Here is a 22,253-nt window from a genome sequence, read left to right on the forward strand (position 1 = left end):
TCAGCAGACTGCTTGCACGGGTAAATCCAACTAACATTGCATTTGCTACTTTAGCACAAAATTTTAGTGTCAGTATCGCGATAAGTTTATTGAGTAACAATTAGTTAGACTTAATCAATTAAGTCTTCCCCCGATAATTCAGCACTTTCTTAGCGAGAGAAAACCATCCCTAAAGACATATATCAGCAATAACAGAGTTTTGATTGACAAAAATGCTATCTTATTGTCTACAATGGAAATAATAAGGCTGAAAAACCAAGGATATTTATGCCCACTGACGTCGTATCAAGCCAAGCTACCCTGCTCAACAGTAAACAATTATATCGCATTTGCGAACTCGACCAATTAAGCACAGATTGCCAATCGACAGCAGAACTCACACCTCTCAATGACATTGTCGGCCAAGAACGCGCCCAGCAAGCGGTAGAATTTGCAATGGGAATTAAAGAAAAGGGTTACAACATCTACGCCATAGGTCAGAACGGCCTCGGCAAACGGACCATGATGCTGCGTTACCTAAGCCGTCACGAGCCAAACGACCATTCCCTGCACGATTGGTGCTATGTGGTTAATTTCGATGATACCCGTTGCCCTAAAGTACTGAAACTGAGCGCAGGGACTGGGCTTGAATTTAAAAAAGCCGTCGAAAAGTTGATGCTTAAACTTGTCAAAGCTATGCCTTTAGCCTTTGATAATGAAATGTATTATGCCCGCACCGAAAAGCTCAAAAGCCAATTATCACAGAAGCAAGAAGTCGCACTCACTGAATTAACCGAAGAAGCGAAACAGAAAGGCATCAGCCTCAGTTTAACCATGCAGGGCGACTATCAAATGGTAGCGCTCAATGGTGAAGAACCCCATGACGAAGCTTCATTCGAAGCATTGACAGAGACTGAACGTAGTCAATTTGAAAGTAATATCAATGGCCTAGAGGTTAAACTACGGGGTATTATTCGCCAAATCACTGAATGGGAAGAAGAATTCAGCGACAAGCAGCAAGAGCATGACGAACAAGTCGCCAAAGAAGTGTTAATTCATTTTATTAAGCCACTCAAAGATAAGTTCAAGCACCAGCCCGAAGCGCGGACTTTCCTAACCGGTATGCAGGCGGATATCTTAGACAATTTAGATATCTTTTTAGAAGAAAGTGAAGAACAACTGGGCCTAGCCTACGCTTCCCTTGAAAAGAAAATGCCCCGCCGCTACCAAGTTAACGTTTTGGTCGCTCAAGGGACTCAAAAATTCCCTATTGTCGTAGAAGAAAGCCCAAGTTATCACAGCCTATTTGGCTATGTGGAAAACGCCACATTCAGGGGGACAGTGTTCACCGACTTCTCACTTATCCGCTCTGGCAGTCTGCACAAAGCTAACGGCGGCGTGTTATTGATGGATGCGGTAAAAGTGTTAGAACGCCCTTACGTGTGGGACGGGTTAAAACGCGCCCTGCGTTCACGCAAACTCGATTTAAGTTCGCTCGAGCGTGAAGTGTCACTGTCGGGCACGATTTCATTGGCGCCTGAGCCTATCCCCTTAGATGTGAAAATTATTCTGTTTGGCGATCACGAAACTTATCAGCTGTTACAGCACTATGATCCTGACTTCAGTGAGTTATTCCGCGTTACCGCCGATTTTGAAGATGTGATGGACAGAACCTCAACTTCTGAGGCGCACTATGCCCGCTTTATTTCGAGCATAGTTCACGACAACAACATGCTACATTGCGACCGTGCGGCTATAGCACGCATCATCGAATACAGCTCGCGGGAAGCCGAAGATCAACAAAAACTGTCGCTACACTCAGCCAATATTGCCAACCTACTGCGGGAATCAAACTACTGCGCTAAATCGGCAGGCAGTCAGCAAATTTTAGTGCCGCACGTTGAGCAAGCACTGCGAAATCAAGAGCAAAGAGTCTCGCGTCTGCACGACAACATAATGCAAAGCTTTACCAACGGCACGACCTTGATTAGCACTCAGGGCAAAGTGGTTGGGCAAATCAATGCCTTATCCGTAATCTCGACCTCAGATCATCAGTTTGGTATGCCCAATCGCATCACAGCAACCACAGCGTTTGGTAAGGGTGAAGTGATGGATATCGAGCACAGAGTCAAACTTGGAGGCCGGATCCATTCTAAGGGCGTGTTGATCTTAACCGCTTATTTAGCCTCAGTTTTAGGTAAGACGGCGCAAATCCCGCTCACCACTTACCTCACCTTCGAACAATCATACAGCGGTGTGGACGGTGACAGCGCCTCAATGGCCGAATGTTGCGCAATTATCTCGGCCATTAGCGAGCAAGCACTAAGGCAAGATATTGCCATCACAGGTTCGATGAACCAATTTGGTGAGGCTCAACCCATTGGCGGCGTGAATGAAAAAATTGAAGGCTTCTTCGATGTTTGTAAAATAAAAGGCCGTACACCGGAGCAAGGGGTGATTATTCCGGCCTCGAACATGGCCAACCTTATGCTGCGCAAAGACATTGTCGATGCAGTGGCACAGGGGGAATTCCATATTTGGGCTATTACCCATGTGACTCAAGCAATGGAATTACTGCTCGGTAAAACCGCAGGAAGTTTGCCGCAAACGGCCGCACCTAGCCAAGGGCAATATTCTCCCGAGAGCATTTTCGGCATCGCTCAGCAAAAACTCACCGCACTCAGATCCTTAGTTAAAGCGGATTAAATAAAAACGAGAGAGACAAACGAAAAGGGTTAGCACATGCTAACCCTTTCTTTATAAAGCTATTAAGCGAAATTACACTAAGCTTGCTAGCATTTCTTCGCTGTAAGGAACCAGTTCAACGCCATCACGAACGCGAGCAACATAGTCAGGATTGGCAATGAATGGGCGACCAATAGCAATCAAATCAAACTTATTCGCCGCAATCGCTTCACTGGCGGTTTCAGCGCTGTAGCTTCCAACTCCCACTAAGGTTTTGCCATAGTGTGCGCGCACATAGCTTGAAGCTCTGCCGCCTAGATAGTCGAATTCCATACTGTCATCGAAAATCCCAATATGCACAAAAGCGATATCGCGGGATTCCAGCTCTGGCAAGAAGTAATCGAATACTTCGCGGTCACGACTATCTGCCGCCATATTGAAATAAGCCCCTGGAGAAATCCGTAAACCGGTTCTGTCTTTGCCGATACGAGCCACAACAGCATCGACAACTTCAAGCGCAAAGCGGGACATATTGGCTGGAGTGCCACCGTATTCATCGGTGCGGCGATTGCTGTCATGGTGTAAGAAGGTATCAATTAAATAACCATTTGCACCGTGGATTTCTACGCCATCGAACCCAGCTTCAATGGCATTTTCCGCCGCTTTGGCGTAATCACGCACTAGGCCTTGAATATCCTCAAGTGTGGCAGGTTTTGGCGTGACATAAGTCAGTTCGCGCATTCTTGGCACACTGCCTTCAATCTTCTGTGCTGATGCCGCAAGCACATCACCACCACCGAAAAAGTGTGGATGAGCAACACGGCCCGTATGCCATAACTGCACAAAAATCTTACCGCCATTGGCATGTACAGCATCGGTCACTTTACGCCAGCCAGCAATTTGCGCTTGAGTAAAAATACCAGGGGTATTTGGATAACCTTGAGCATCGGGACGAATAATCGTCGCCTCTGTGATGATCAAACCCGCTTCGGCGCGGCGTGCATAATAGGCGACCATATCATCGGTCGGCACTAAATCGGCATCCGCCATACAACGGGTTAAAGGTGCCATTAAAATACGATTATTTAAGGTAATAGTGTCATTAAGTGAGTAGGTATCGAACAGATTTACCAATGAATTTAGCGTGGTTTGTGTGGTCATTTTCTCAGTTCCATTCTTGAATATGCATTCAAGATATTATTATTTGAACGATCATTCAAGTTAATTTTTGAATGTTTGTTCAAATTTAGGTAGAATCTGGCCTAAGCGTTTCTATACAAGTGAATGAAATTCGATGCGTAATGCAGAGTTCGACCGAGAACAGGTACTTCGCGGCGCTATGGCCGCCTTCATGCACAAGGGTTACACCAAAACGAGCATGCAAGATCTTACTCAAGCCACGGGATTACATCCGGGGTCGATTTACTGTGCCTTCACCAATAAACGCGGGTTATTAATCGCGGCCATTGAGCAATATCAACTCGACAGAAACGAGCAATTCAACAATCTATTCGGCAATGGCGAGAATGTGCTGACTAATTTGAAAACCTACTTAGATCATCTCGTTATTGAATGTCTGAGTTGCGATAGCGCCCAAGCTTGCTTACTGACAAAAGCGTTAAATGAAATTGCAGAGCAAGATGTTGAGATCCGAGACATCATCAATCAGTATCTACAATCTTGGCAGCAAGCACTCACGCTACAATTTGCCACTGCAACGTTACAAGGACTCCTCCAAGGCAATCGCAGCTGCGAGCAAAGAGCCCAATATTTAATGATGGGAATTTATGGTTTAAGAACCTTCGCCCACACCAATCCTAATGCCGAAACCTTACAGTACCTTGCAGACCAATTAATGGCAGAAGTCTGCCATTAAAGTGCGTTAATTTGTGGGACAGTAAATATCTGAATGACTAACCGAATATGATTAGGCGAACAAGCGCTAACATTAATAGAAATAGATGTATTGAATAGAATTTTTGCAGAAGATGTCGGGACGATAATTTAGCAAAGCGAATTATTCGTCCCAAGAATGACGATTAGTTTAAAATGTTAACCTATATTAGCTTGAGCAAACACTCGCTCGCCTAATGAATTCAATATCTTACACTCACCTTCAAGTACAGCAATGATAGATTTTCCCTTGCGGAAACTTGCAGGTATCATCACACGCCCAGCTTCACTCACTGGCAAATTACCTAATACGGCGTTGTGCATAATTAACCCTACGGGCGCATCATAATATAAAACAGTTACAGTCGCTTGATTTGCTTGCATCACATTTAACTCACATTAAGCAGCATCTACTGCGTTATATTTACGTCGCAAGAGAGCTCCCTGTCCTCAACATTTTAAAATATCCAGAAAGATATTTTAAACATTTTAAATAAATTGCTTAAGGTCTTATTCAAATTTTATGATTTTTTATTGGATACAATACTGTCTTATACTGTACACCTTGGGCTATTTAAGCACTTCGGCAAAAAGATGCCAATCTATTTCTATTATGTTAATCAATTACCCACTATCGATCACATATAAGACACAAATAAAGATGCGTTTTTATGCATTTTTTAGAGTAAATAACCTAAATTTGAGTTATCAGTAATCTACTTAGCTTTAAATCCCACTCGAAATCCGCCCCAATGTTTACCGTTTACAAAAATGGGCACCGACAAGTCGTGCATCACTTCGCCCGTATCGCGTTTATAAGTTTGCAATAGCACAGGTTCAGTATGGGCGCCGCAACGGATCCCTGTCGGATCATTAAATAAGCGTTTGGTTCGGTTGTGCACCATATCAACCTCAACTTTTCCTGTCAGCGCTTGGCTAAAGCGTTTATTATGGGTAGGAAAATAACCTTTCCTATCAACGGCTCCCGCATAAATAATTTCGCTGTGTTTTGCCAGAATGGGCTCTTGAATCGTTGGAAAATGCTGATCGGTATAACGATCGAAAGCCGTGCTGTATTTCTGCGGCTGAGTATTGGTAATAGGTTGGTATTTAGGATTAAACAAATCAGCCTCGCTAAAACTGCCACTGGCTAAACCTTGTGCTAACTTGTCACCGCACGCTTTAGCGGCAACATTCGCCAATTGCAGAACCTGCTGATCGAAGGTTTGTGTATCCCATTTAGACAGCGCTTTAAAAATACCCTCAGTGGTCAAGGATAAAGTAAAGGCCTGCTCGGATACGCTATGACTCTGTTTACCCGTCGAATTTAACGAGTCACGAATTTGAGTCACCGAGCGGCTAATATCGTTAGTAGTGCTGTTATATTGTTTGAGTGAATCTTCCATATCACCTAAGGCATGGGCCGATTGGGTCACAGAAGCTGAAATCTCAGTGAAGTGCGCGTCTAACTCGCCCATGGCGGCGACCACATCGGCTGTTTGAGTCACGACTCGCTCCATCAGCCCAGAAGTTTTATCCGTTTCACTGCGGATTTCTAATAGCATTTTGCCAATATCTTGGGTTGCACCCGCCGTTTTCCCCGCAAGGCTACGTACTTCGTCAGCCACTACCGCAAAACCTCGACCCTGCTCTCCCGCACGAGCCGCTTCGATAGCCGCATTTAAGGCCAACAGATTCGTTTGCTCGGCAACAGAGTTAATCACCTCGGTAATTTTTTGGATTTCTTCGGCTCTTGATTTAAGCGCCTGCACTTGCTCAGCGGCGGTATCAATATCCGTACTCAGTGAACGAATGGCTGCAACACCTTTCTGAGCTTGACTTCGTCCCTGCACGCTAACGCGCTCAGCCTCTTGAGCTTGGCCTAAAATATCGGCGGCATTATCGCCAAGTTGGGCCGTAGTGTGACTCAATTGCCCCGCAGCAACCGCAATGGCACTGGCATGCTCGCCATTTGATTCAATTGATTTATTCAATAAATCAATAAAATGCGACACCTCAGCCGAACCGATAGCCATTTTACTGGTTTGCACACTAATGTCGTGGGCGGGAATACTTTGCTCTTGTAATGCCTTAATGTTTGCCTCATCGGTGTCGAGCTTAGCCTTAGATGCGCGCAAACACACCCACACCACTAAGCCACAGGCAAGAACGCCCAAGATCAACGCCTGCACAATACTCGGAAGATGCAGTCCCTCAAGTAATAAACTCCCCAGAGTGACCAGCGTGAAACTGATGAAAATTAAAATTTTGTGCTGTATTTCCATATACTTCCCGTAACTGCGCAAGGTAAAAATGAAAGGGAAATGCTAAGAGTCGAATCATTAGCCTTAGTTCAGCTGCTATCAATTACAGCGGCTATTGCTTACAACTGACGAGGGAGGGCTAACTATGATAGCGCTCAAGATTTATAGTTTTAGTCTATTTCTCTGAATAAGCTAGATAATTTATCTCGCTAGATAAACAAAGTAGAAGTTAGCTATCATCAACAGTCTCACGAGCGTATGGCATTAGACATTAGTATTAATCTATCGCGATATAGTCCTAGCCTATCTAAAAGCGGATCTTCCTTGATAAAACCAACTTTGCCCTGAAATGCGTGCCCCGTCGCCTTCTAGGTAATAAATCACATAGGGACGACTGCACTTATGCCAAGAAAACTGCTAATATCGGCGCAATTTTTTTGAGCTAACGAGATCAAGATGGGCAGAGCATATCAAAACAAGAAAGAATCCATGGCGAAAACAGCCGGTCAAAAAACCCGCATTTATTCACGCTACGGTAAAGAGATTTACGTTGTCGCTAAGCAAGGCGGCGTTGAGCCCGATGGAAACTTATCACTGCGTCGCTTAATTGAACGCGCTAAGAAAGACCAAGTGCCTGCGCATGTTATTGAACGCGCAATTGAAAAAGCCAAAGGCGGCGGTGGTGAAGATTACGATACCGCCCGTTACGAAGGTTTTGGTCCTGGCAACTGCATGGTCATTGTTGACTGCTTAACCGATAACGTAAAACGTACCTTCACCGAAGTGCGTCAAGCCTTCGTGAAAAACGATGCCAAACTCGGCGGCCCAGGTACAGTTGGCCACATGTTTGATCATCAAGCCGTGTTCGTGTTTGCGGGTGATGACGAAGATGCGATTTTAGAACTGCTGATGATGGCTGACGTTGATGTAAGCGATGTTGAGCTTGAAGATGGCTTAATCACAGTTTACGCGCCGCACACTGAATACTTTAAAGTCAAAACTGCGCTGACCGAAGCGATGCCAGAGGTTAACTTTGAATTTGACAATATCACCTTCGTACCGCAGGACATGACTAAAGTTGAAGGTGAAGATGTCGTTATGTTTGAAAAGTTTATTGCCGCACTTGAAGATTGTGACGACGTACAAAACGTCTATCACAATGCGGAAATTGATGACTAAACGTTTCTTTCGCCTGAAACAAAAGCGCAGCTAAGAGCTGCGTTTTTTATTTATAGATCAAAATATTAAGCTTCAATAAAGCAACCATGAAATCCTAGTGGCAATACTCTGTTCATTTGAGCCGAAGCGATGGGGCCCGCACTGATATCACTGGCACGAAACAAAGACAAACCAGACTGTGCATTATGGTAATCGAGCCAAGTCATCAGTAAATAGGCTTCGTGCTGCTCAGTGGCGGAGATATAGAGCGGCTCTTCAGCAATTTTGCCTTTGCCAAGATAAAACGCGCTATAGCTCGCGCCACCAAGTGTATCCACACTGTGCTTGCTGCTGTCTTTTGCATTATGAATACAATACAGAGTGTTACTTAGCCCTGATTCAGAGTCAGATTCTGCTTCATATTTAAAGTTAGAATTAGCAGCAGAATCTGATCTTGCTCCAACGCCAAATAACGGGACAAACGCCGAAGCCCCGCCTGTTTTCTCTGCAAACGCTTTTTCACCGCTAGTTTGTTTTTTACCCATAATGTGCTGCGAAAACTGGGGAAACTCCATCATCACGCCGCTGCGGTTAATACGTGCAGAGGAAGACAAGGTCTCCGCAAACTGCGCTTTGCTAGCTGCTGTAAGTGCTACTGTGAGCGGTACAGTGATAGTCACTAACTCTGCATGAGGTGTCTTAGTTTTACGCTCCCCCGTCAGTAACCCCTTCATCCCTTGGGTTAAAATCGCTGAATTGGGATAGAGACAAAGCTGCACAGAAAGTTCGTCATTCCTCTCAATGGCTTGACCAAAGTGAAACACAAATCCTGCAGGCAGTTGGTGTAACTGCCGCGTTTTAAAGTCGGCTTTGTCGATAACCAGTAATTGCGATGGCAATTCGGGGCGCCATTTAAAGGCATCAATATAGGTTTCGCCCTCTTCATACACGCAGGATGAAATGTAAAACACCAGCTTATTCTCACTCTGCGCGAAGGCATGTAAATAGCTAGCTTGAGGTAATTCAATCACTTCCATTCTGGCAACGCTGTCATCGGGTGCCACTTGATACACAAGTAATTGCTTCTCACCACCGACATACCAGACGCCAAAATTCCATAGTCCACCTTGTCCGTCATCGAGCGGGTGAGCAGAAAAGGGCAAGCCCTTAAATTTGTCACCAAAGCTTTTCACGCCAAGCGTGGTTAAGGTCTGGGCATCAAGTCGATAGGGTGAACCCGCCTCCCACAAGGCAAGCAACTCGCCGTGGCGCGGCAATAAACTAGTATTAGCCACATTCAAATCATCGTTATTTCGAATAGGTAAAGCATTGGGGATCACTGTGCCTGCGGTCGTGTACTTAAACGCGCCAGCGGCCTCTTCGACTTTAAACTTCTTTGTTTGGATAAACTTAGCCTGATGCTGAATTTGCCCATTGCTCACACTAAACTGTTGCACCATGCCATCACCATCAAACCAATGCTGATATGCCTTACCTGCCCGAGACATTTTCGCTGGCCCATTACGATATAGATTGCCACTCAACTGCGCTGGCCACTCGCCCGAAACCTGCATAGTCAGTGGCTGATAGTCGCCTTCAGCACCACTAAATCCAATCGCCCATGGCTCACGTGCGACCGCTTGTGCGTTATCCAGCGCCAATAATTTATCAACCGAACTGGCCCAAACAGCACTCGTCATGAGGGCGGCTGAGCCTGCTAGAAATTGACGTCTATCCATGGTGCAGCCCCCCCCCTCTTAGCGAATGTGTATAGTGATTTGCGCATCGGCCTGCAAACTAAAGCTGGCGTCTTTAAAGCTCGCAGGTCCAAAACTGCCAGCGTTATTGCTAAAGCCATAACCTTCACTCGGCACACCTAACATATTGGTATCTAAACTGTGATTGTTGTTTTCATCATGAAAGACCTTTACCGCGTATTGGCCATCGGCGAGATCGCTAAATACCAGCCTATGCTCTGTCTTAGTGACGGGCTTTATCATAGAAGCGCTAGGATTATGACCTGCAGCGTAATCCTCGGCATTAGCATAAAGCTCAACCATCAAGGCGCCGGTTTGTACTTGAATATTATTGATATCCACAGTCAGGGTATGTGTCTGGCTCTCAGCCGACATGCTTCCTGCCGACACACTTCCAGCCGACAAGAGCGAGCAAGCTAAGCCTGCGCCCCAAATCGCTGATAACGTCCTTTTGGTCATATTTGCTTGGCGAATCTGAGTTGTCATAGCCGAGTTCACGTGTTTCATGTCTTACTCCTGTTATTTGCGCTCATAAGTAACTGCGATGGAGTTAGCTTAAAAAATCGCAGGACGAAAAACAGGTGCCAAAAGTCATGAAACAAAATGATAACAAGATGACTTTTGGCATAGTGACATCTGGCGCAGATACCTTAGAATGGTCGGCAGAATTGGATTAAGGAATCGTCATTCGTGCTAGAAAATCGATTAGCGAAAGAAGAAAACATGTTGATTGCTGCAGGAGTGCTCACTTGGGCATTAGTCGCTTGGGTTGGGATAAATCAAGCCGCATTGCATACATGGCAAGGCATGCTAAATGCCGTACTGTATGGGCTGTTTGTAGTGCAATTTATACTGATAGCTACCGATAAAGTTGCGCATAATAATATTCGACTTCGCCGCATAACCACGCTAGCAATGCCCTTGATCGTACTGAGCTTATTACTCACGGCAAACCATGCATTGCTGCCGATCCTCTTCGTCATTTGGGCGTCACTGTTGCCTGAGTTTTTTAGTCGTCGCCAAGCCATTTCACAGCTGCTGCTAGCCAACCTTGTTTATTACGCGCTGCTGCAATGGCAATTGCATGAACAAAGCAATGTGTTCAATATTTTGATTTATCTTGGCTTTCAATTCTTTGCCTACAGCAGTAGCCAAGCAAGGCTTTCTGAACGTAAATCACGTTTGATACAAGAACAGCTAAACCAACAGCTTATTGCCACTCGCGCCCTACTGAGCCAAGCCAGCGAACAGCAAGAAAGATTAAGGATATCACGCGATTTGCACGACATTCTCGGCCACCAACTCACAGCGCTTTCCCTGCAATTGGAAGTACTAAGCCATACCGCGCCCGAGGAGCTCAAACCTCAAGTTAACCAAAGTAAATCCTTAGCTAAAGAGCTACTTGAAAGTATTCGCGCCGTCGTCAGGGCTCAAAGAGTGCAAGTGGGATTGGATTTAGTCCCACCTTTAGAGGCACTGATGACCCGCTTACCCAACGTGACTCTTAACTGCAAAGGGATGAAGCCACTGCAATCAGCCGAACTGACTCAGGCACTACTGTTAGTGCTGCAGGAAGGCATCAGCAACGCCGTTCGTCACGGCAAGGCGAATCAACTGCAATTGAGCATGCAAGACTCCCAAAGCGCGCTGGTATTGCAACTAAGCGACAACGGCGTGGGGCTAACACGGGGAGCCGCGCGAAACGCATCAGCTAAAAGCGGCACAGAGCTAAACGGTCCAGGACAGTTCGGCACTAGGCAGTTCGGTACTGGGCTCGGCGGCATGCAGGAAAGGCTACAACCCTTTAATGGCACCTTGGAGTTAAGGGCAAATGACTCGGCGTCCGGTTGCCAACTCACCCTCACACTCCCTGCACTCGCTTAACTTTTTATTAAAAACGCTTTGGGATCTCTATGGATACGCAAAACAACATTATCAGTGTCGGTTTAGTAGAAGATCAACAATTGGTTCGCCAAGGTATCGCCAGCCTGCTCGCCATTTCCGACAACATTCGCGTGTTATGGCAGGCCGAAGACGGCCAAGATGCACTCAAAAAGCTTGCCAGCAATCCCGTCGATGTACTGCTCAGTGATATCTGCATGCCAAATCTTGATGGTATCGCCATGCTCAAACAGATACGGCAAAGTGCCAATCGCTTACCTGTCATCATGTTAACCACCTTCGACGACAGTGAGTTATTCCTCAATAGTTTACAGGCGGGAGCCAACGGCTTTTTGCTCAAGGACGTGTCACTCGACAAGTTACTGCACGCCATCGAAACCGTCGCCAAAGGCGGCTACTTGATAGAGCCTTCGGTGCTCAAACAGATGAGTGAGCCTAAACCTGCACCTAGCGTTGGGGTAACTAGAAATGAATTATTGTCGGAACGGGAGCGGGAAATTCTCAGTTTTATGGCGGGCGGCTTCTCCAACAAGGAAATCGCCAATGCGGTATTTTTAGCCGAGGGCACAGTGAAGAATCATGTCTCTAACATACTCACTAAACTCGATTGCCGAGACCGTACCCAAGCTGTGCTCAAGGGATTACAACTGGCATTGATTTAACCCATTAGCATTAAACCAAACCCGATTGCCAACAAAAAGGGCCATTTAAGGCCCTTTTTGTGCTCATCTAAAGCGATGAGTTATGACTAAAACCTAACGAAGATCCATCTCTTGGATAATTTCATGGGCAATAGCTGGCGTTGTACAGCTCGGGGTTTCATGCAAATCCGCTTTTAGCTGACCTTTACGGTGCTTAAGTGCTGCATCTAATTTTTTCGATGCGGCTTTGATTGCTGGGTACATAACCTCATCAGTACCTGAAGCAGAAATACGGCTTCCTTCATAATTCGTACGAAGCTCAACCTGATACTCGCCATGCTCTTTCGCAATAATAATGTCCAGTGCGATCAGAGAGGGGAAATGGGTGGCGATTTTTGCAAATTTTTCGTTAACATCTTCTCTAATAGAATCAGTAACATCGACGTGGTGACCAGAAATATTTATTTTCATAGGTTGTCCCTTTTAGTGTCATTACTTTTATTTTTGCTTCACTAATAGAGCTTGGGGCATGCAGGATAAAACACAAGGGTTATTGGCAAATATTTCGGTCAACTCAGGTATTAGCATCTCCTAAATGTGACCTCCATCAAGAAGTCAAAAATAAAACAGCAAGAAAAACATGATTAAGTGATTGATTTATAAACAGGCATTAATAATAAATCAATCACAAAATGCAATACGACATAAGGTAAATACGCTTAATATTTACGTTGCACACTCTGCTGCCAAAACTGTTGGGACAAATGATGCGTCTTGGTCGATAAACGCGACACTTGATCACCCCGCGCCGCCGCATCGAGCGTCTGCTCTAAACTCTGCTGAGCCAAGTCGCTGATCACATGGATGGCTCGGCTAATTTCTGCGGCCACCGAAGTCTGCTGCGTCATCGCCGCCGCATTATCATCACTCAAAGAATTAATTCGCGAAATAGATGAAAGCAACTCGCCAAAAGCCACACTCGCATCTTGCGCTAAGCTTACCGAACGTTTTACCTGTTCCTGCCCTGCCATCATGGTCGAGGTTGCCCTTTGAGTGCTTTCCCTAAAACGACTAACAATTAACTCAATTTGTGAGGTTGATTGGCTAGTACGGCTCGATAATTGTCTGACCTCATCGGCCACCACGGCAAAACCACGACCACTCTCCCCAGCCCGCGCCGCTTCAATTGCCGCATTTAAGGCTAATAAGTTAGTTTGGTCGGCAATGGCACGTATGACTTCGAGCACTTGGTGAATCGCACTGCTATCTTGTTCAATAGCTTGTACAACATCGGAAAAGTGGCTCACTTGTACACTTAACTGATGTATCGCATCAATAACCGTTTCTAAACGAGAATGCCCGCGTTGAGCCGCCTCATGGCTCGACACCATTTCCGAGGCAGTGCGATGAATGTTTCCCGTTACTTCAGCAAAACTGGCACTCATCTGCTCCATCGCAGTCGCAGCTTGCGTGGTTTGTTCACTCTGACTATCAGCGTGCTCCCAAGTGTTTGTAATGGTTTGTTTAAGGCTGACACTTTGTGCTTGGATCTCACTGGCAGAATCAGCCATACGGCCAACAACGCCACCAATTTCAGTGATCAAAAAACGTAGGGCGAGGTCTAATTTACCGATCTCATCTTGGCGGCCGGTGTACACGCCCGTAGCGACGGGATCGTCAATAATGTTGGTTGCCATAGACACAAGCTTTTGCAGCGGCTGCATCAAGTAATACCATGCTAGGCACGCGAGACTCATTCCCACCATCGCGGCAACTATGGGGGAATAACTGGCAATCATCGCCGTAGCCGTAATCGAAACCAACATGGCCAGCAGTATTTTACCACTGAAACCTAACCTATCTTTACGCAATACTTTAGGTTGCTTGCCCTGATTAATATCACTGTAAATACTCTCAGCGGCTTTAATCTGCTCAGGGGTAGCTTGGCGACGAACAGATTGATACTCATGAACTTTACCATCTTCATACACAGGCGCGACGTAGGCATTCACCCAATAATAGCCGCCCGTTTTGGTGCGATTTTTAACTATCCCCATCCAAGGCTTGCCCTGCTTAATTCGCTCCCAGAGGATCTTAAATGCAGCCGCAGGCATATCTTGATGGCGCACTATGTTATGTGGATTCCCTTGCAACTCAGCAACACTAAACCCACTGATCTGCGAAAAGGTCTGATTCACATATTTAATATTTCCCTTCAGATCCGTCGTTGATAGTAAAATCGCATTATCTGACAGGTGTGTTTCACCATTTGTAGAATTTTTATGCATAGGGTTATCAGGCTAGGTCTCGGTAAAAAAGATAACGCATTCTGCCAAAACCGTCGTCTATCAAAATTGATAAAGCTCACATTGGCAGCATAAAAATTAACCTAATACTAAACAAGCAGTAACCACTAAACACATATCAACAAATAAAAACAAACAATTGTGACAGGGCGCTCGTTACGCTACATACGTTAAACTCGTCACCCTACACTCGCTAAAGCAGATCAGCTTAAGATCACAAATTCACATTCGAATCTAAATGATATTGTTTATCATTTGAATTAACTAAGTTATACTTCTCGCGGTTAGCTATCTACTGCTATAGAAATGCATTCGTCGTTAAGCCAAAAAGCTCAAGCACACTTTGCAGAATCAACAGTAACGGATAGCCATAACAGACCCATATTGGCTCGAAATGAGAAGTGGCACTTATGTCTAATACACCCGCGTTTGAAACCTCAACGCAATCTTCTACAACCCAAATGCGCTCGTTCTCGCTGATTTCGCGGGGAATTGTGCAATGGTTTAAGCAAGAGCAATCGCAGTTTGCCTTCAAAGTCTTTGCGCGTGCGAGTGCCGCTCTACTGGCGGGTTATGTTGCGGCAGCAACCTTGGCTTGCCTGCTGACATTAGTGCTACCTATGCCGCGCTTTGAAAGCACGATAACAGCCAATATGTTAGCTTTCCTGTTTTATGCCATTGCTATTATTTATGCCTTTTGTGTGCGTAAAACCTGGCATGCGTGGCGAGATTTAGGCTTAGTGAGTTTGTTATGTTTTGGATTGATCAAGGTATGTGGGCAATAAGATGAAAGAGACATTTTTTAGAACTTTATCTTGGCTACATACCTGGGCAGGCTTGCTGGTATGTTGGGTATTATTGTTGATCTTTTTTGCGGGTAGCTTGAGTTATTTTCGCCATGAGATCAGCCTTTGGAATGAACCCGAATTACACAAAGGGGTTTATCAAGACTACCGAGCCGATACACTCGAAAACCAATTAGATAAAGGTCAAAGTTACATAGAAGCGCATTCGCCGGCAACAGCGCAGCGCTGGATGATAGGTTTTCCAACTGAACGAACCCCCTTTCAAAGCGTTAGCTGGCAACTGCCACCAGAAAAAGGTCAGCGTCGTGGCAAGACTGAAGAACATGTAGCCTTAGCAGATGGCAGCGGCATGATCTCTGAAGTGCGTGAGAGTCGCGGCGGTGATTTCTTCTATCGTCTGCACTTTGACTTGCACTATATGTCCGCTATTACAGCGCGTTATATCGTCGGCGTTTGCACTATGTTTATGCTGATCGCCCTTATCAGTGGCATAGTGATCCACAAACGGATCTTCAAAGATTTGTTCAGTTTTAGACGGGATAAAGGCGCTCGCTCTTGGCTAGACGCGCACAATGTGAGCTCTGTCATCGCCCTGCCCTATCATTTGATGATCACTTATACAGGGCTTATTACCCTAATGCTTATCTATATCCCATGGACGGTTAATACCGCCTATTCGGGTGATAACCAAGCTTTTTTAAAAGAACTTAATCCCGCCAGACAAACCGAGAAAGCTGCAGGGATTAGTGCGCCACAGGTGCAACTAAGCCAATTATTACCTCAAGTGAAAGCCGCATGGGGCGATGCGCCAATTAAGCAAGTGATAGTGTCATACCCTAAAGATCAAAATAGCCAAGTGACCTTTTACCAAAACACAGGTAAAGATGTGACCGATGAAGCCAATATTTTGATATTCAACGGGGTAAATGGTGAGCTTAAATATACCAGCCCGCACGAAGCCTCAGGAGCCTCCGCGACTTACGATACTATGATGTCGCTGCACACGGCACGTTTTGCCGCCCCGCTGCTAAGATTTTTATTCTTTTTCTGCGGTTTATTAGGCTGCGCTATGATCGCGACAGGCACTTTGATGTGGGCCATTCGTCTACGTCAAAAACAGCAAAAATTGATCGATAAAGGCGAGAAACCAAGCTTTGGATTACGTTTAGTTGAAGGGTTAAACTTCATGTTTATCTTAGGACTACCCTTAGGCACTGTAGCCTTCTTTTACGCCAATCGTCTCTTATCGACAAGTTTTGCAAGCCGCTCTGAATGGGAAGTTCACAGTTTCTTTCTCGCGTTAGCGGCAATGGGAGTTTGGGCTTTCTTGGGTCGTTCACGTCGCCAGTGGCAAACCGCATTACGACTCACAGGGACCTTGTGCTGTGCGCTGCCCGTGCTCAATGCCTTCACATCACCAAGCAATATCATCGACAATATCCAATCCCACCAATGGGCTTTAGTCGGATTTGACGTGCTCGCAGTGCTACTTGGTGGCGCTATGCTATTTGCCAGTAAAAGAGTGACTTTGATTGCTAAGGCCCCCGCTAAACGCCCAGCAAAAGCAAAAAATGCACGTAGAAGCGAATCCCAAACATCCCTTGCCAGCGACCTTAGTTCATCATCTTCATTGGAGGAAGCCAAATCATGATGCCAGAATTTATTCCCCTACTTGGGATCTTAGGTTTGAGTTATCTTTCCCTCGCCCTGTTTGCCTTAGCTAAATTTGGTCACTTCAAAGATGTGTTCAATCGTCCACCAGCACAATGGCAAAGTCGTTTGCTAACCTTGTTTGCTTGGTTACTACTAGCATTTAGCTTAAGTGCCTGCGCGAGCGATCAGGGCTGGGCCTACGGGAGCATTTTGTTTATGGGAATAATTTCCCTCGCGGCAATGCTGGTCATCCTAACGTTAAGCTACAGCCCGCGCCATTTACCGATAGGAATCGTCACTGGCAGCGTGCTCACTGGCACTCTATTACTGAGTGCTGGGATCTAATGTCCAGCTAACACTGGCATGGCGATCATGGCTAAGTGAGCACCGCTAGGCTATAGTGCCCTGATGTCCTTCAGATAGGAGAAAATAATGGGCTTTAACTTAACGGTTAACTGGCAAACCTCGCCCGCCGAAGAAGGCGAATTTTGTCGAGACCACAGTATTACCTTTGGCAGCGGCCAGACGATTCAAGCCTCGTCGGCACCGGAATACAAAGGCAATGGGCAAAATGTCAATCCAGAGGAAAGCCTGTTGGCTGCATTATCCTCATGCCATATGTTGACCTTTCTAGCAATTGCGCATCTTAAGCGCTTACCTGTAACCTCCTATGTGGATAATGCCACTGCAGAGCTGGGTAAAAACGAGGCGGGCAAGTTGGCCGTGACAAAGATGGTGCTCAATCCTAAGGTCATTTTCGCTGAAGGGGCCGAAGTCAGCCAAGAAACCCTTGAGAAAATTCACGAGAAAGCACATGCAAATTGCTTTATCGCTAATAGTTTAGCAACAGATATTCAAATCAAGTTTTAGGATTTGAGCAGATCTTTATGGCCCGCTGATGGTTTTCCTAAGCGGGCTTTTTTATTGCCGCACCGTAACTCAATACCTGTCCGAATCATTGCTATCACCGAATTATCCGCGCCACCTAACCATCCACAGAGTCTAACTTTTCACCATTATTCAGCTCAGGTCCAGCTTTTAAACAGTACGATATAAGCCAATCTTAGCTTGGTATCATCTGTTGGAGTTAAAAGATGCACATTCAACCACTGCGAAATTCCCCGTCTGTCAGCCCACAAAAAAATGTCTCTAATGCTGAATTTGCACAGGTTAAAAATCCAGTTCAAACCAGCGCACCAGCATCAACTGATACAGTAACGCTTTCTAGCGATGCAAAACAATTGGCGGCAAATGCGCAAAAACCAGCAGAAATGCCAGCACTGAGGGACAACATAGAAACCTTAGTCGAATTGAAACACGCGAAGATGAAGTATCAAGTGATCGCCGACATGACCAATTTAGCGACAGGAACGAGCCAAGGAATTTCAGCGCCAACGGCCTATTATCTAAGCCATAACGAAGACGCGAGAGCAATGACAGTTAATCACCTTGCCCAACAACAGCAAGTGAACACTATGCAAACCTATGCGGAAACAAGTAAAAATGGGAATAGAAGTATTAATGAATGGGCATAAAAATGGGTGTTGTCTCGGGAACCAAGAGACAACACCCTAACTTTGTACGCGGATATGCTAGCCGAGATACCTTAAATTTCGGTTAAATACTGAATTTAAATATCAATTACTTAGCTTTAATATCCTGTGCCATACCTTTTACAGGCAAAGGTTGCACTTTTAAGGCTGGGATTGGCTGTTTAACCAACTCATCCTTTAAATAACTTATTGCAGTTTCAAGCTGCGTATCTTTTCCATTAAAGGTAGCAAAAGGTAAGTTATCGACTTCAATATCCGGCGTTACGCCATGGCCTTCAAGCACCCAGCGGCCATCCATTGCATACTGTGGATACTCGGCCACCCGCGCCATCCCTTTATCAGTCAACGCATTTCGCCCAGATAACCACACGCCCGCCCCTGCCGTTTGCTTACCAATTAAGGGCGCAATACCGAGCGCTTTAATCCCTGCGGAGAAGGTTTCGCCGTCGGAATAGGTCAGTTCATCGGTTAACACCACTAAATGACCACGGAAAGTTTGTTGCATATTGGTGTTTGGCGTGCCGTGGGTCGGTTGCCAAAACGCCCAAGCGCGGCGTAGTAACTTCTCGATAATCCAACTGTCAATATTGCCACCGCGGTTACGGCGAACATCGATAATCAAACCCTCTTTATCGTAGTTGGCATAAAACTCACGGGCGAAACTTTCAATATCACCACCGCCCATGGCATATAAGTGCAAATAACCCATCTTGCCCTGACTTGCATCCTCGACCACAGCCGCGTTATGGCTCACCCAATCTAAGTAACGTAATTGGCTGTCCACCACAGCGCTAACGGGCATGACGATGGTTTTATGGGTTTGGCTACCACGCTTAAGCTGTAGTAATACTTGCTTATCCTGTTGATTGCGCAGAAGACGCGTGACGTCGGCCACATTCACCACTGGCGTGCCATTAATAGCCAACAGCATATCGCCTTCTTTAGCATCGACTTCGATACGATTTAACGGTGATGCATTAGCCGGTAACTCAGGATCGTTACTGTAAATGTGCGCAATTTTAACGCCATCTGCAGTTTGTTGTAGACGGGCGCCAAGACTTGCCGCTTTAGCCGCATCGGGATCTTGAGGTAAATCACCACCGCGCACCTGTGAGTGCAAAGAATCTAACTCGCCCATCATTTGCATGAAGATGTCGTTCAGTTCGTTACGATCGGTCAGACGGTCGAGCAAAGGCTGATACTTAGCTTTGATCACTTGCCAATCGAGGCCGCGCATTTTTTTGTCGAAGAAAGATTCTCGGTGCATCAACCACGCATCTTCAAACATTTGCTGCCATTCAAGCTGCGGAGAAATCGCTAACTGCCATTGTTCCGTTTGCACTTTGGCATTATCCGTATCGCCTAATTTATCGCCGCCATCAACAATCAGGAGTGATTTCTCATTACTGTGCTTACGTAGCATCAGCTTTTTACCATCGGCAGAAACCTCATATTGGCCAATGTCCTCGGCAAAGACCTCGGCTTTGGGGCTTAATCGGTCAAATTTGATGGTCATTAAATTAGGTGCGACATCGTCGCCAATAGCTTGATCTAACAAATAAAGTCTATCATCGACGACGCGCAGCTTACTGTAATTGCCTGAATCGACAGGCACCTGCCATAAACGCTGGGAGATCCCTGCCCAATCGATTTTCACTGGACTCGGTTTATCCTTAGCATCGGTTTTTTCAACTTGATTAGATTCGAGTTCATTGGGTTTACTAAAGGGGAATTTGGCATTTTTGACCAGTGCGATGGCAAAAATTTGGCTGCGTTTATCAAACACAGGGCCCATGTTTCTATCGCCCCAAGGTGAACTTGGTGTTGCGCTGAATTGGCGATTCGATAGGAAATATAGCCACTGGCCGTCACTGCTAAAGGTTGGCGAATAGGACTCGTATTTGTCGCTGGTGAGCGTCTCGGCCTTATTTTCATCCACAGAATACAGGACGACTTGCGGACGTTGTTTACCTATTTCCGACTTAGTTAATGCAATAAAACGGCTGTCACCGGACCAGCGGATATCGGCGTAAGGCCCAAGTCCCTCGCCGTTAGTGATGATTTTTTGATTGGTATTTTTCTTTAAGTCGAGCAGCCAAACGTTACCATCGTTATCGTCGTGGGCGATAAATCGACCGTCACTAGACAAATTAAGACTCATTCTTAAAGTATGACCGTCTTTGGTTAACTGTTTAGCGCCACTGCTGCCATCAGCAGGGAATTGCCAAATTTCCTGCTGACCTGTTATGTCGCTAATCGCATAAACCGACTTGCCATCTTGGCTCAACACCGCTTCCCTTACGCGATAAGTCCCCGGCAGTGCAACTTGAACTAAACGCGAGCCATCAATACCCGCGATCGCCACGTGGCTGCGGGCGGTGATCACCACTTTATCGCCAGCGGGGGCCAAATTAGTCGAAGAAGCGTAATCCATAGGCTCTGTCACCCAATGCTCACGGCGCTCGGCAAAATCGGAAATGAGTTCAATATTGAGTAACGAGTCTTTAGCGGCCGCAATATCAAACACATGGATGTCCGCACCTAACTGGAATACCACTTTGCCTTGGTCCATCCGCGCACCGCGGACTTGCCAATCTTTAAATTGAGTCAACTGTTTTGCACCTGAACCATCGAGCGCACTCGACCAGAGGTTGTCGTTGCCATCGCTGTCGCTAATAAAATAGAGTCTGTCCTGCCATAGCATAGGTTGGCGCACTGAGCCGTCGTGTTGGCCGCTGAGCAACTGTGCTTCGGTTTTGCTGCCGAGTTTAAAGCGCCATAATTCACCTTTTGCACCGCCACGGTACACTTTGGCATTATCGCCAGTCACTTGCAGACCAAAGCGGGTGAAGTACACGTATTCATTGCGATCATCAATCACACCTTCAACTGCATCGGCTAAGGGTAAATCTGTGGTGGTGAGGGTTTGAGGATCGACGCTGCGCAGCATCCAATTATTAGCAGGACCAAAGCCCGTGTCGGTGGAATATAAAATCTCACCTTTGGCAGTCCAGCCCTGAACTCGTACACGGCTATTCTCAAAACTCACCCGTTTAGCCACACCGCCCGTAATGGGGATCACATACACTTCGCTCGCGCCTTCATAGTTGGCAACATAAGCAACCCACTTACCGTCGGCCGAAATAGTCGCCCCTAGCTCTTCCGCAGGTAAACTCGTTAAGCGAGTAGCCGCTTTTTGACCTAAGGTCTGAGTCCATAAATCCCCTTCTGCAGTAAAGACTAAGGTTTGATCGTGCAACGCGGGCGCACGGTAATACCCTTGATTGCTCACCGCATCGGCAGCGATGGTTTGGAACGCTGTTAATGTGCCTAGGGCAAGCATACAGCAGGCGACAGAATGGCGAAGTTTCATGTATGACCTCTATCCTATTGTTATTTTTTAGCAATAGACTCTTTACTACGAGATTTTGCTAGCAGATTTAGCGAAGAAATTCTTGCCATGGGCTTTTGTAAAAAACCACAATCAAGTCCAAAGCATGACAATTGAGCCCAACAAGCTAGCAGAATTTGATAGAGAGTTCAGTAACTTCAAGTCAGAGAAGTTTTAGCAAATGTGTCACATCTTAAATCGCGGAGGAACAACTGAATAAAAGACAAGATTCTTTAGAGGAAAACATCAAAGATCATAGCGTTAC

Annotated in this window: 18 protein-coding genes; 10 read left to right on the forward strand and 8 right to left on the reverse strand. The window is 45.9% G+C overall.

Annotated elements, in window-relative coordinates; genetic code table 11:
• Positions 1-267: 267 nt before the first annotated feature.
• A complete protein-coding gene (locus tag L5L98_RS09990) occupies positions 268-2,685 on the forward strand; it encodes a Lon protease family protein (protein ID WP_263140419.1) in 2,418 nt (805 codons plus the stop codon).
• A 72-nt stretch (positions 2,686-2,757) separates the two neighbouring features.
• Here the strand turns inward: L5L98_RS09990 and L5L98_RS09995 are convergent, their stop codons facing one another.
• Entirely contained in the window at positions 2,758-3,825 is a 1,068-nt protein-coding gene (locus tag L5L98_RS09995) for an alkene reductase (protein WP_263140421.1), read from the reverse strand.
• Positions 3,826-3,958: 133 nt separating this feature from the next.
• Here L5L98_RS09995 and L5L98_RS10000 point away from each other — a divergent pair, with 133 nt between their 5' ends.
• Positions 3,959-4,540, forward strand: a complete 582-nt coding sequence (locus tag L5L98_RS10000; protein WP_263140422.1) for a TetR/AcrR family transcriptional regulator — start codon at positions 3,959-3,961, stop codon at positions 4,538-4,540.
• Between the two features lie 176 nt (positions 4,541-4,716).
• On the opposite strand, the gene L5L98_RS10005 is transcribed toward L5L98_RS10000, so the two are convergent.
• On the reverse strand, positions 4,717-4,941 hold the full coding sequence (locus tag L5L98_RS10005; RefSeq protein WP_028760777.1) for a TIGR02922 family protein: 225 nt from the start codon (positions 4,939-4,941) through the stop codon (positions 4,717-4,719).
• 332 nt (positions 4,942-5,273) lie between these two features.
• Positions 5,274-6,842: a methyl-accepting chemotaxis protein gene (locus tag L5L98_RS10010; protein ID WP_263140424.1), complete on the reverse strand. Its 1,569-nt coding sequence runs from the start codon at positions 6,840-6,842 to the stop codon at positions 5,274-5,276.
• 435 nt (positions 6,843-7,277) lie between these two features.
• On the opposite strand from L5L98_RS10010, the gene L5L98_RS10015 reads away from it, so the two are divergent.
• A complete protein-coding gene (locus tag L5L98_RS10015) occupies positions 7,278-8,000 on the forward strand; it encodes a YebC/PmpR family DNA-binding transcriptional regulator (protein WP_028760779.1) in 723 nt (240 codons plus the stop codon).
• Between the two features lie 65 nt (positions 8,001-8,065).
• Here L5L98_RS10015 and L5L98_RS10020 read toward each other — a convergent pair whose 3' ends face one another.
• The gene (locus L5L98_RS10020; protein WP_263140425.1) at positions 8,066-9,718 is read right to left on the reverse strand and encodes a carotenoid oxygenase family protein; all 1,653 of its coding nucleotides are present in this window, start codon (positions 9,716-9,718) and stop codon (positions 8,066-8,068) included.
• Positions 9,719-9,736: 18 nt separating this feature from the next.
• Positions 9,737-10,243, reverse strand: a complete 507-nt coding sequence (locus L5L98_RS10025) for a DUF2141 domain-containing protein (RefSeq protein ID WP_263140428.1) — start codon at positions 10,241-10,243, stop codon at positions 9,737-9,739.
• Between the two features lie 183 nt (positions 10,244-10,426).
• Here L5L98_RS10025 and L5L98_RS10030 point away from each other — a divergent pair, with 183 nt between their 5' ends.
• Together L5L98_RS10030 and L5L98_RS10035 are read left to right on the forward strand one after the other, a co-directional pair.
• On the forward strand, positions 10,427-11,620 hold the full coding sequence (locus L5L98_RS10030; RefSeq protein ID WP_263140429.1) for a sensor histidine kinase: 1,194 nt from the start codon (positions 10,427-10,429) through the stop codon (positions 11,618-11,620).
• Between the two features lie 29 nt (positions 11,621-11,649).
• Complete coding sequence (locus L5L98_RS10035; RefSeq protein WP_263140430.1) at positions 11,650-12,300, forward strand: response regulator transcription factor; 651 nt, start codon at positions 11,650-11,652, stop codon at positions 12,298-12,300.
• A 93-nt stretch (positions 12,301-12,393) separates the two neighbouring features.
• Here L5L98_RS10035 and hpf read toward each other — a convergent pair whose 3' ends face one another.
• The gene (gene hpf, locus L5L98_RS10040) at positions 12,394-12,750 is read right to left on the reverse strand and encodes a ribosome hibernation-promoting factor, HPF/YfiA family (protein WP_028760784.1); all 357 of its coding nucleotides are present in this window, start codon (positions 12,748-12,750) and stop codon (positions 12,394-12,396) included.
• Positions 12,751-12,998: 248 nt separating this feature from the next.
• The gene (locus L5L98_RS10045; protein ID WP_105249832.1) at positions 12,999-14,567 is read right to left on the reverse strand and encodes a methyl-accepting chemotaxis protein; all 1,569 of its coding nucleotides are present in this window, start codon (positions 14,565-14,567) and stop codon (positions 12,999-13,001) included.
• Positions 14,568-14,995: 428 nt separating this feature from the next.
• Between L5L98_RS10045 and L5L98_RS10050 the strand changes: the two genes are divergently transcribed.
• From L5L98_RS10050 to L5L98_RS10070, 5 genes are all read left to right on the forward strand, one after another.
• Positions 14,996-15,370 (forward strand): DUF3649 domain-containing protein, encoded by a 375-nt coding sequence (locus tag L5L98_RS10050; RefSeq protein WP_131523016.1) that lies wholly within the window; start codon positions 14,996-14,998, stop codon positions 15,368-15,370.
• A gap of 1 nt (position 15,371) precedes the next feature.
• A complete protein-coding gene (locus L5L98_RS10055; protein WP_173246078.1) occupies positions 15,372-17,042 on the forward strand; it encodes a PepSY-associated TM helix domain-containing protein in 1,671 nt (556 codons plus the stop codon).
• Complete coding sequence (locus tag L5L98_RS10060) at positions 17,039-17,389, forward strand: DUF3325 domain-containing protein (protein ID WP_113940646.1); 351 nt, start codon at positions 17,039-17,041, stop codon at positions 17,387-17,389. The genes L5L98_RS10055 and L5L98_RS10060 overlap by 4 nt, the downstream gene beginning before the upstream one ends.
• A gap of 87 nt (positions 17,390-17,476) precedes the next feature.
• Positions 17,477-17,914 (forward strand): OsmC family protein, encoded by a 438-nt coding sequence (locus tag L5L98_RS10065; RefSeq protein ID WP_263140434.1) that lies wholly within the window; start codon positions 17,477-17,479, stop codon positions 17,912-17,914.
• Positions 17,915-18,138: 224 nt separating this feature from the next.
• On the forward strand, positions 18,139-18,579 hold the full coding sequence (locus L5L98_RS10070; protein ID WP_212600000.1) for a hypothetical protein: 441 nt from the start codon (positions 18,139-18,141) through the stop codon (positions 18,577-18,579).
• 106 nt (positions 18,580-18,685) lie between these two features.
• Here the strand turns inward: L5L98_RS10070 and L5L98_RS10075 are convergent, their stop codons facing one another.
• The gene (locus tag L5L98_RS10075) at positions 18,686-21,970 is read right to left on the reverse strand and encodes a S41 family peptidase (RefSeq protein ID WP_263140439.1); all 3,285 of its coding nucleotides are present in this window, start codon (positions 21,968-21,970) and stop codon (positions 18,686-18,688) included.
• Positions 21,971-22,253 lie beyond the last annotated feature (283 nt).

Source organism: Shewanella sp. SM23 (assembly GCF_025654295.1).
Taxonomy (GTDB): domain Bacteria; phylum Pseudomonadota; class Gammaproteobacteria; order Enterobacterales; family Shewanellaceae; genus Shewanella; species Shewanella oncorhynchi.

Bases quoted from the DNA above. Each gene is read 5' to 3' on its own strand.
- L5L98_RS09990 (WP_263140419.1), top strand. From the start codon at position 268: ATGCCCACTGACGTCGTATCAAGCCAAGCTACCCTGCTCAACAGTAAA.
- L5L98_RS09995 (WP_263140421.1), bottom strand. From the start codon at position 3,825: ATGACCACACAAACCACGCTAAATTCATTGGTAAATCTGTTCGATACC.
- L5L98_RS10000 (WP_263140422.1), top strand. From the start codon at position 3,959: ATGCGTAATGCAGAGTTCGACCGAGAACAGGTACTTCGCGGCGCTATG.
- L5L98_RS10005 (WP_028760777.1), bottom strand. From the start codon at position 4,941: ATGCAAGCAAATCAAGCGACTGTAACTGTTTTATATTATGATGCGCCC.
- L5L98_RS10010 (WP_263140424.1), bottom strand. From the start codon at position 6,842: ATGGAAATACAGCACAAAATTTTAATTTTCATCAGTTTCACGCTGGTC.
- L5L98_RS10015 (WP_028760779.1), top strand. From the start codon at position 7,278: ATGGGCAGAGCATATCAAAACAAGAAAGAATCCATGGCGAAAACAGCC.
- L5L98_RS10020 (WP_263140425.1), bottom strand. From the start codon at position 9,718: ATGGATAGACGTCAATTTCTAGCAGGCTCAGCCGCCCTCATGACGAGT.
- L5L98_RS10025 (WP_263140428.1), bottom strand. From the start codon at position 10,243: ATGAAACACGTGAACTCGGCTATGACAACTCAGATTCGCCAAGCAAAT.
- L5L98_RS10035 (WP_263140430.1), top strand. From the start codon at position 11,650: ATGGATACGCAAAACAACATTATCAGTGTCGGTTTAGTAGAAGATCAA.
- hpf (WP_028760784.1), bottom strand. From the start codon at position 12,750: ATGAAAATAAATATTTCTGGTCACCACGTCGATGTTACTGATTCTATT.
- L5L98_RS10045 (WP_105249832.1), bottom strand. From the start codon at position 14,567: ATGCATAAAAATTCTACAAATGGTGAAACACACCTGTCAGATAATGCG.
- L5L98_RS10050 (WP_131523016.1), top strand. From the start codon at position 14,996: ATGTCTAATACACCCGCGTTTGAAACCTCAACGCAATCTTCTACAACC.
- L5L98_RS10055 (WP_173246078.1), top strand. From the start codon at position 15,372: ATGAAAGAGACATTTTTTAGAACTTTATCTTGGCTACATACCTGGGCA.
- L5L98_RS10060 (WP_113940646.1), top strand. From the start codon at position 17,039: ATGATGCCAGAATTTATTCCCCTACTTGGGATCTTAGGTTTGAGTTAT.
- L5L98_RS10065 (WP_263140434.1), top strand. From the start codon at position 17,477: ATGGGCTTTAACTTAACGGTTAACTGGCAAACCTCGCCCGCCGAAGAA.
- L5L98_RS10070 (WP_212600000.1), top strand. From the start codon at position 18,139: ATGCACATTCAACCACTGCGAAATTCCCCGTCTGTCAGCCCACAAAAA.
- L5L98_RS10075 (WP_263140439.1), bottom strand. From the start codon at position 21,970: ATGAAACTTCGCCATTCTGTCGCCTGCTGTATGCTTGCCCTAGGCACA.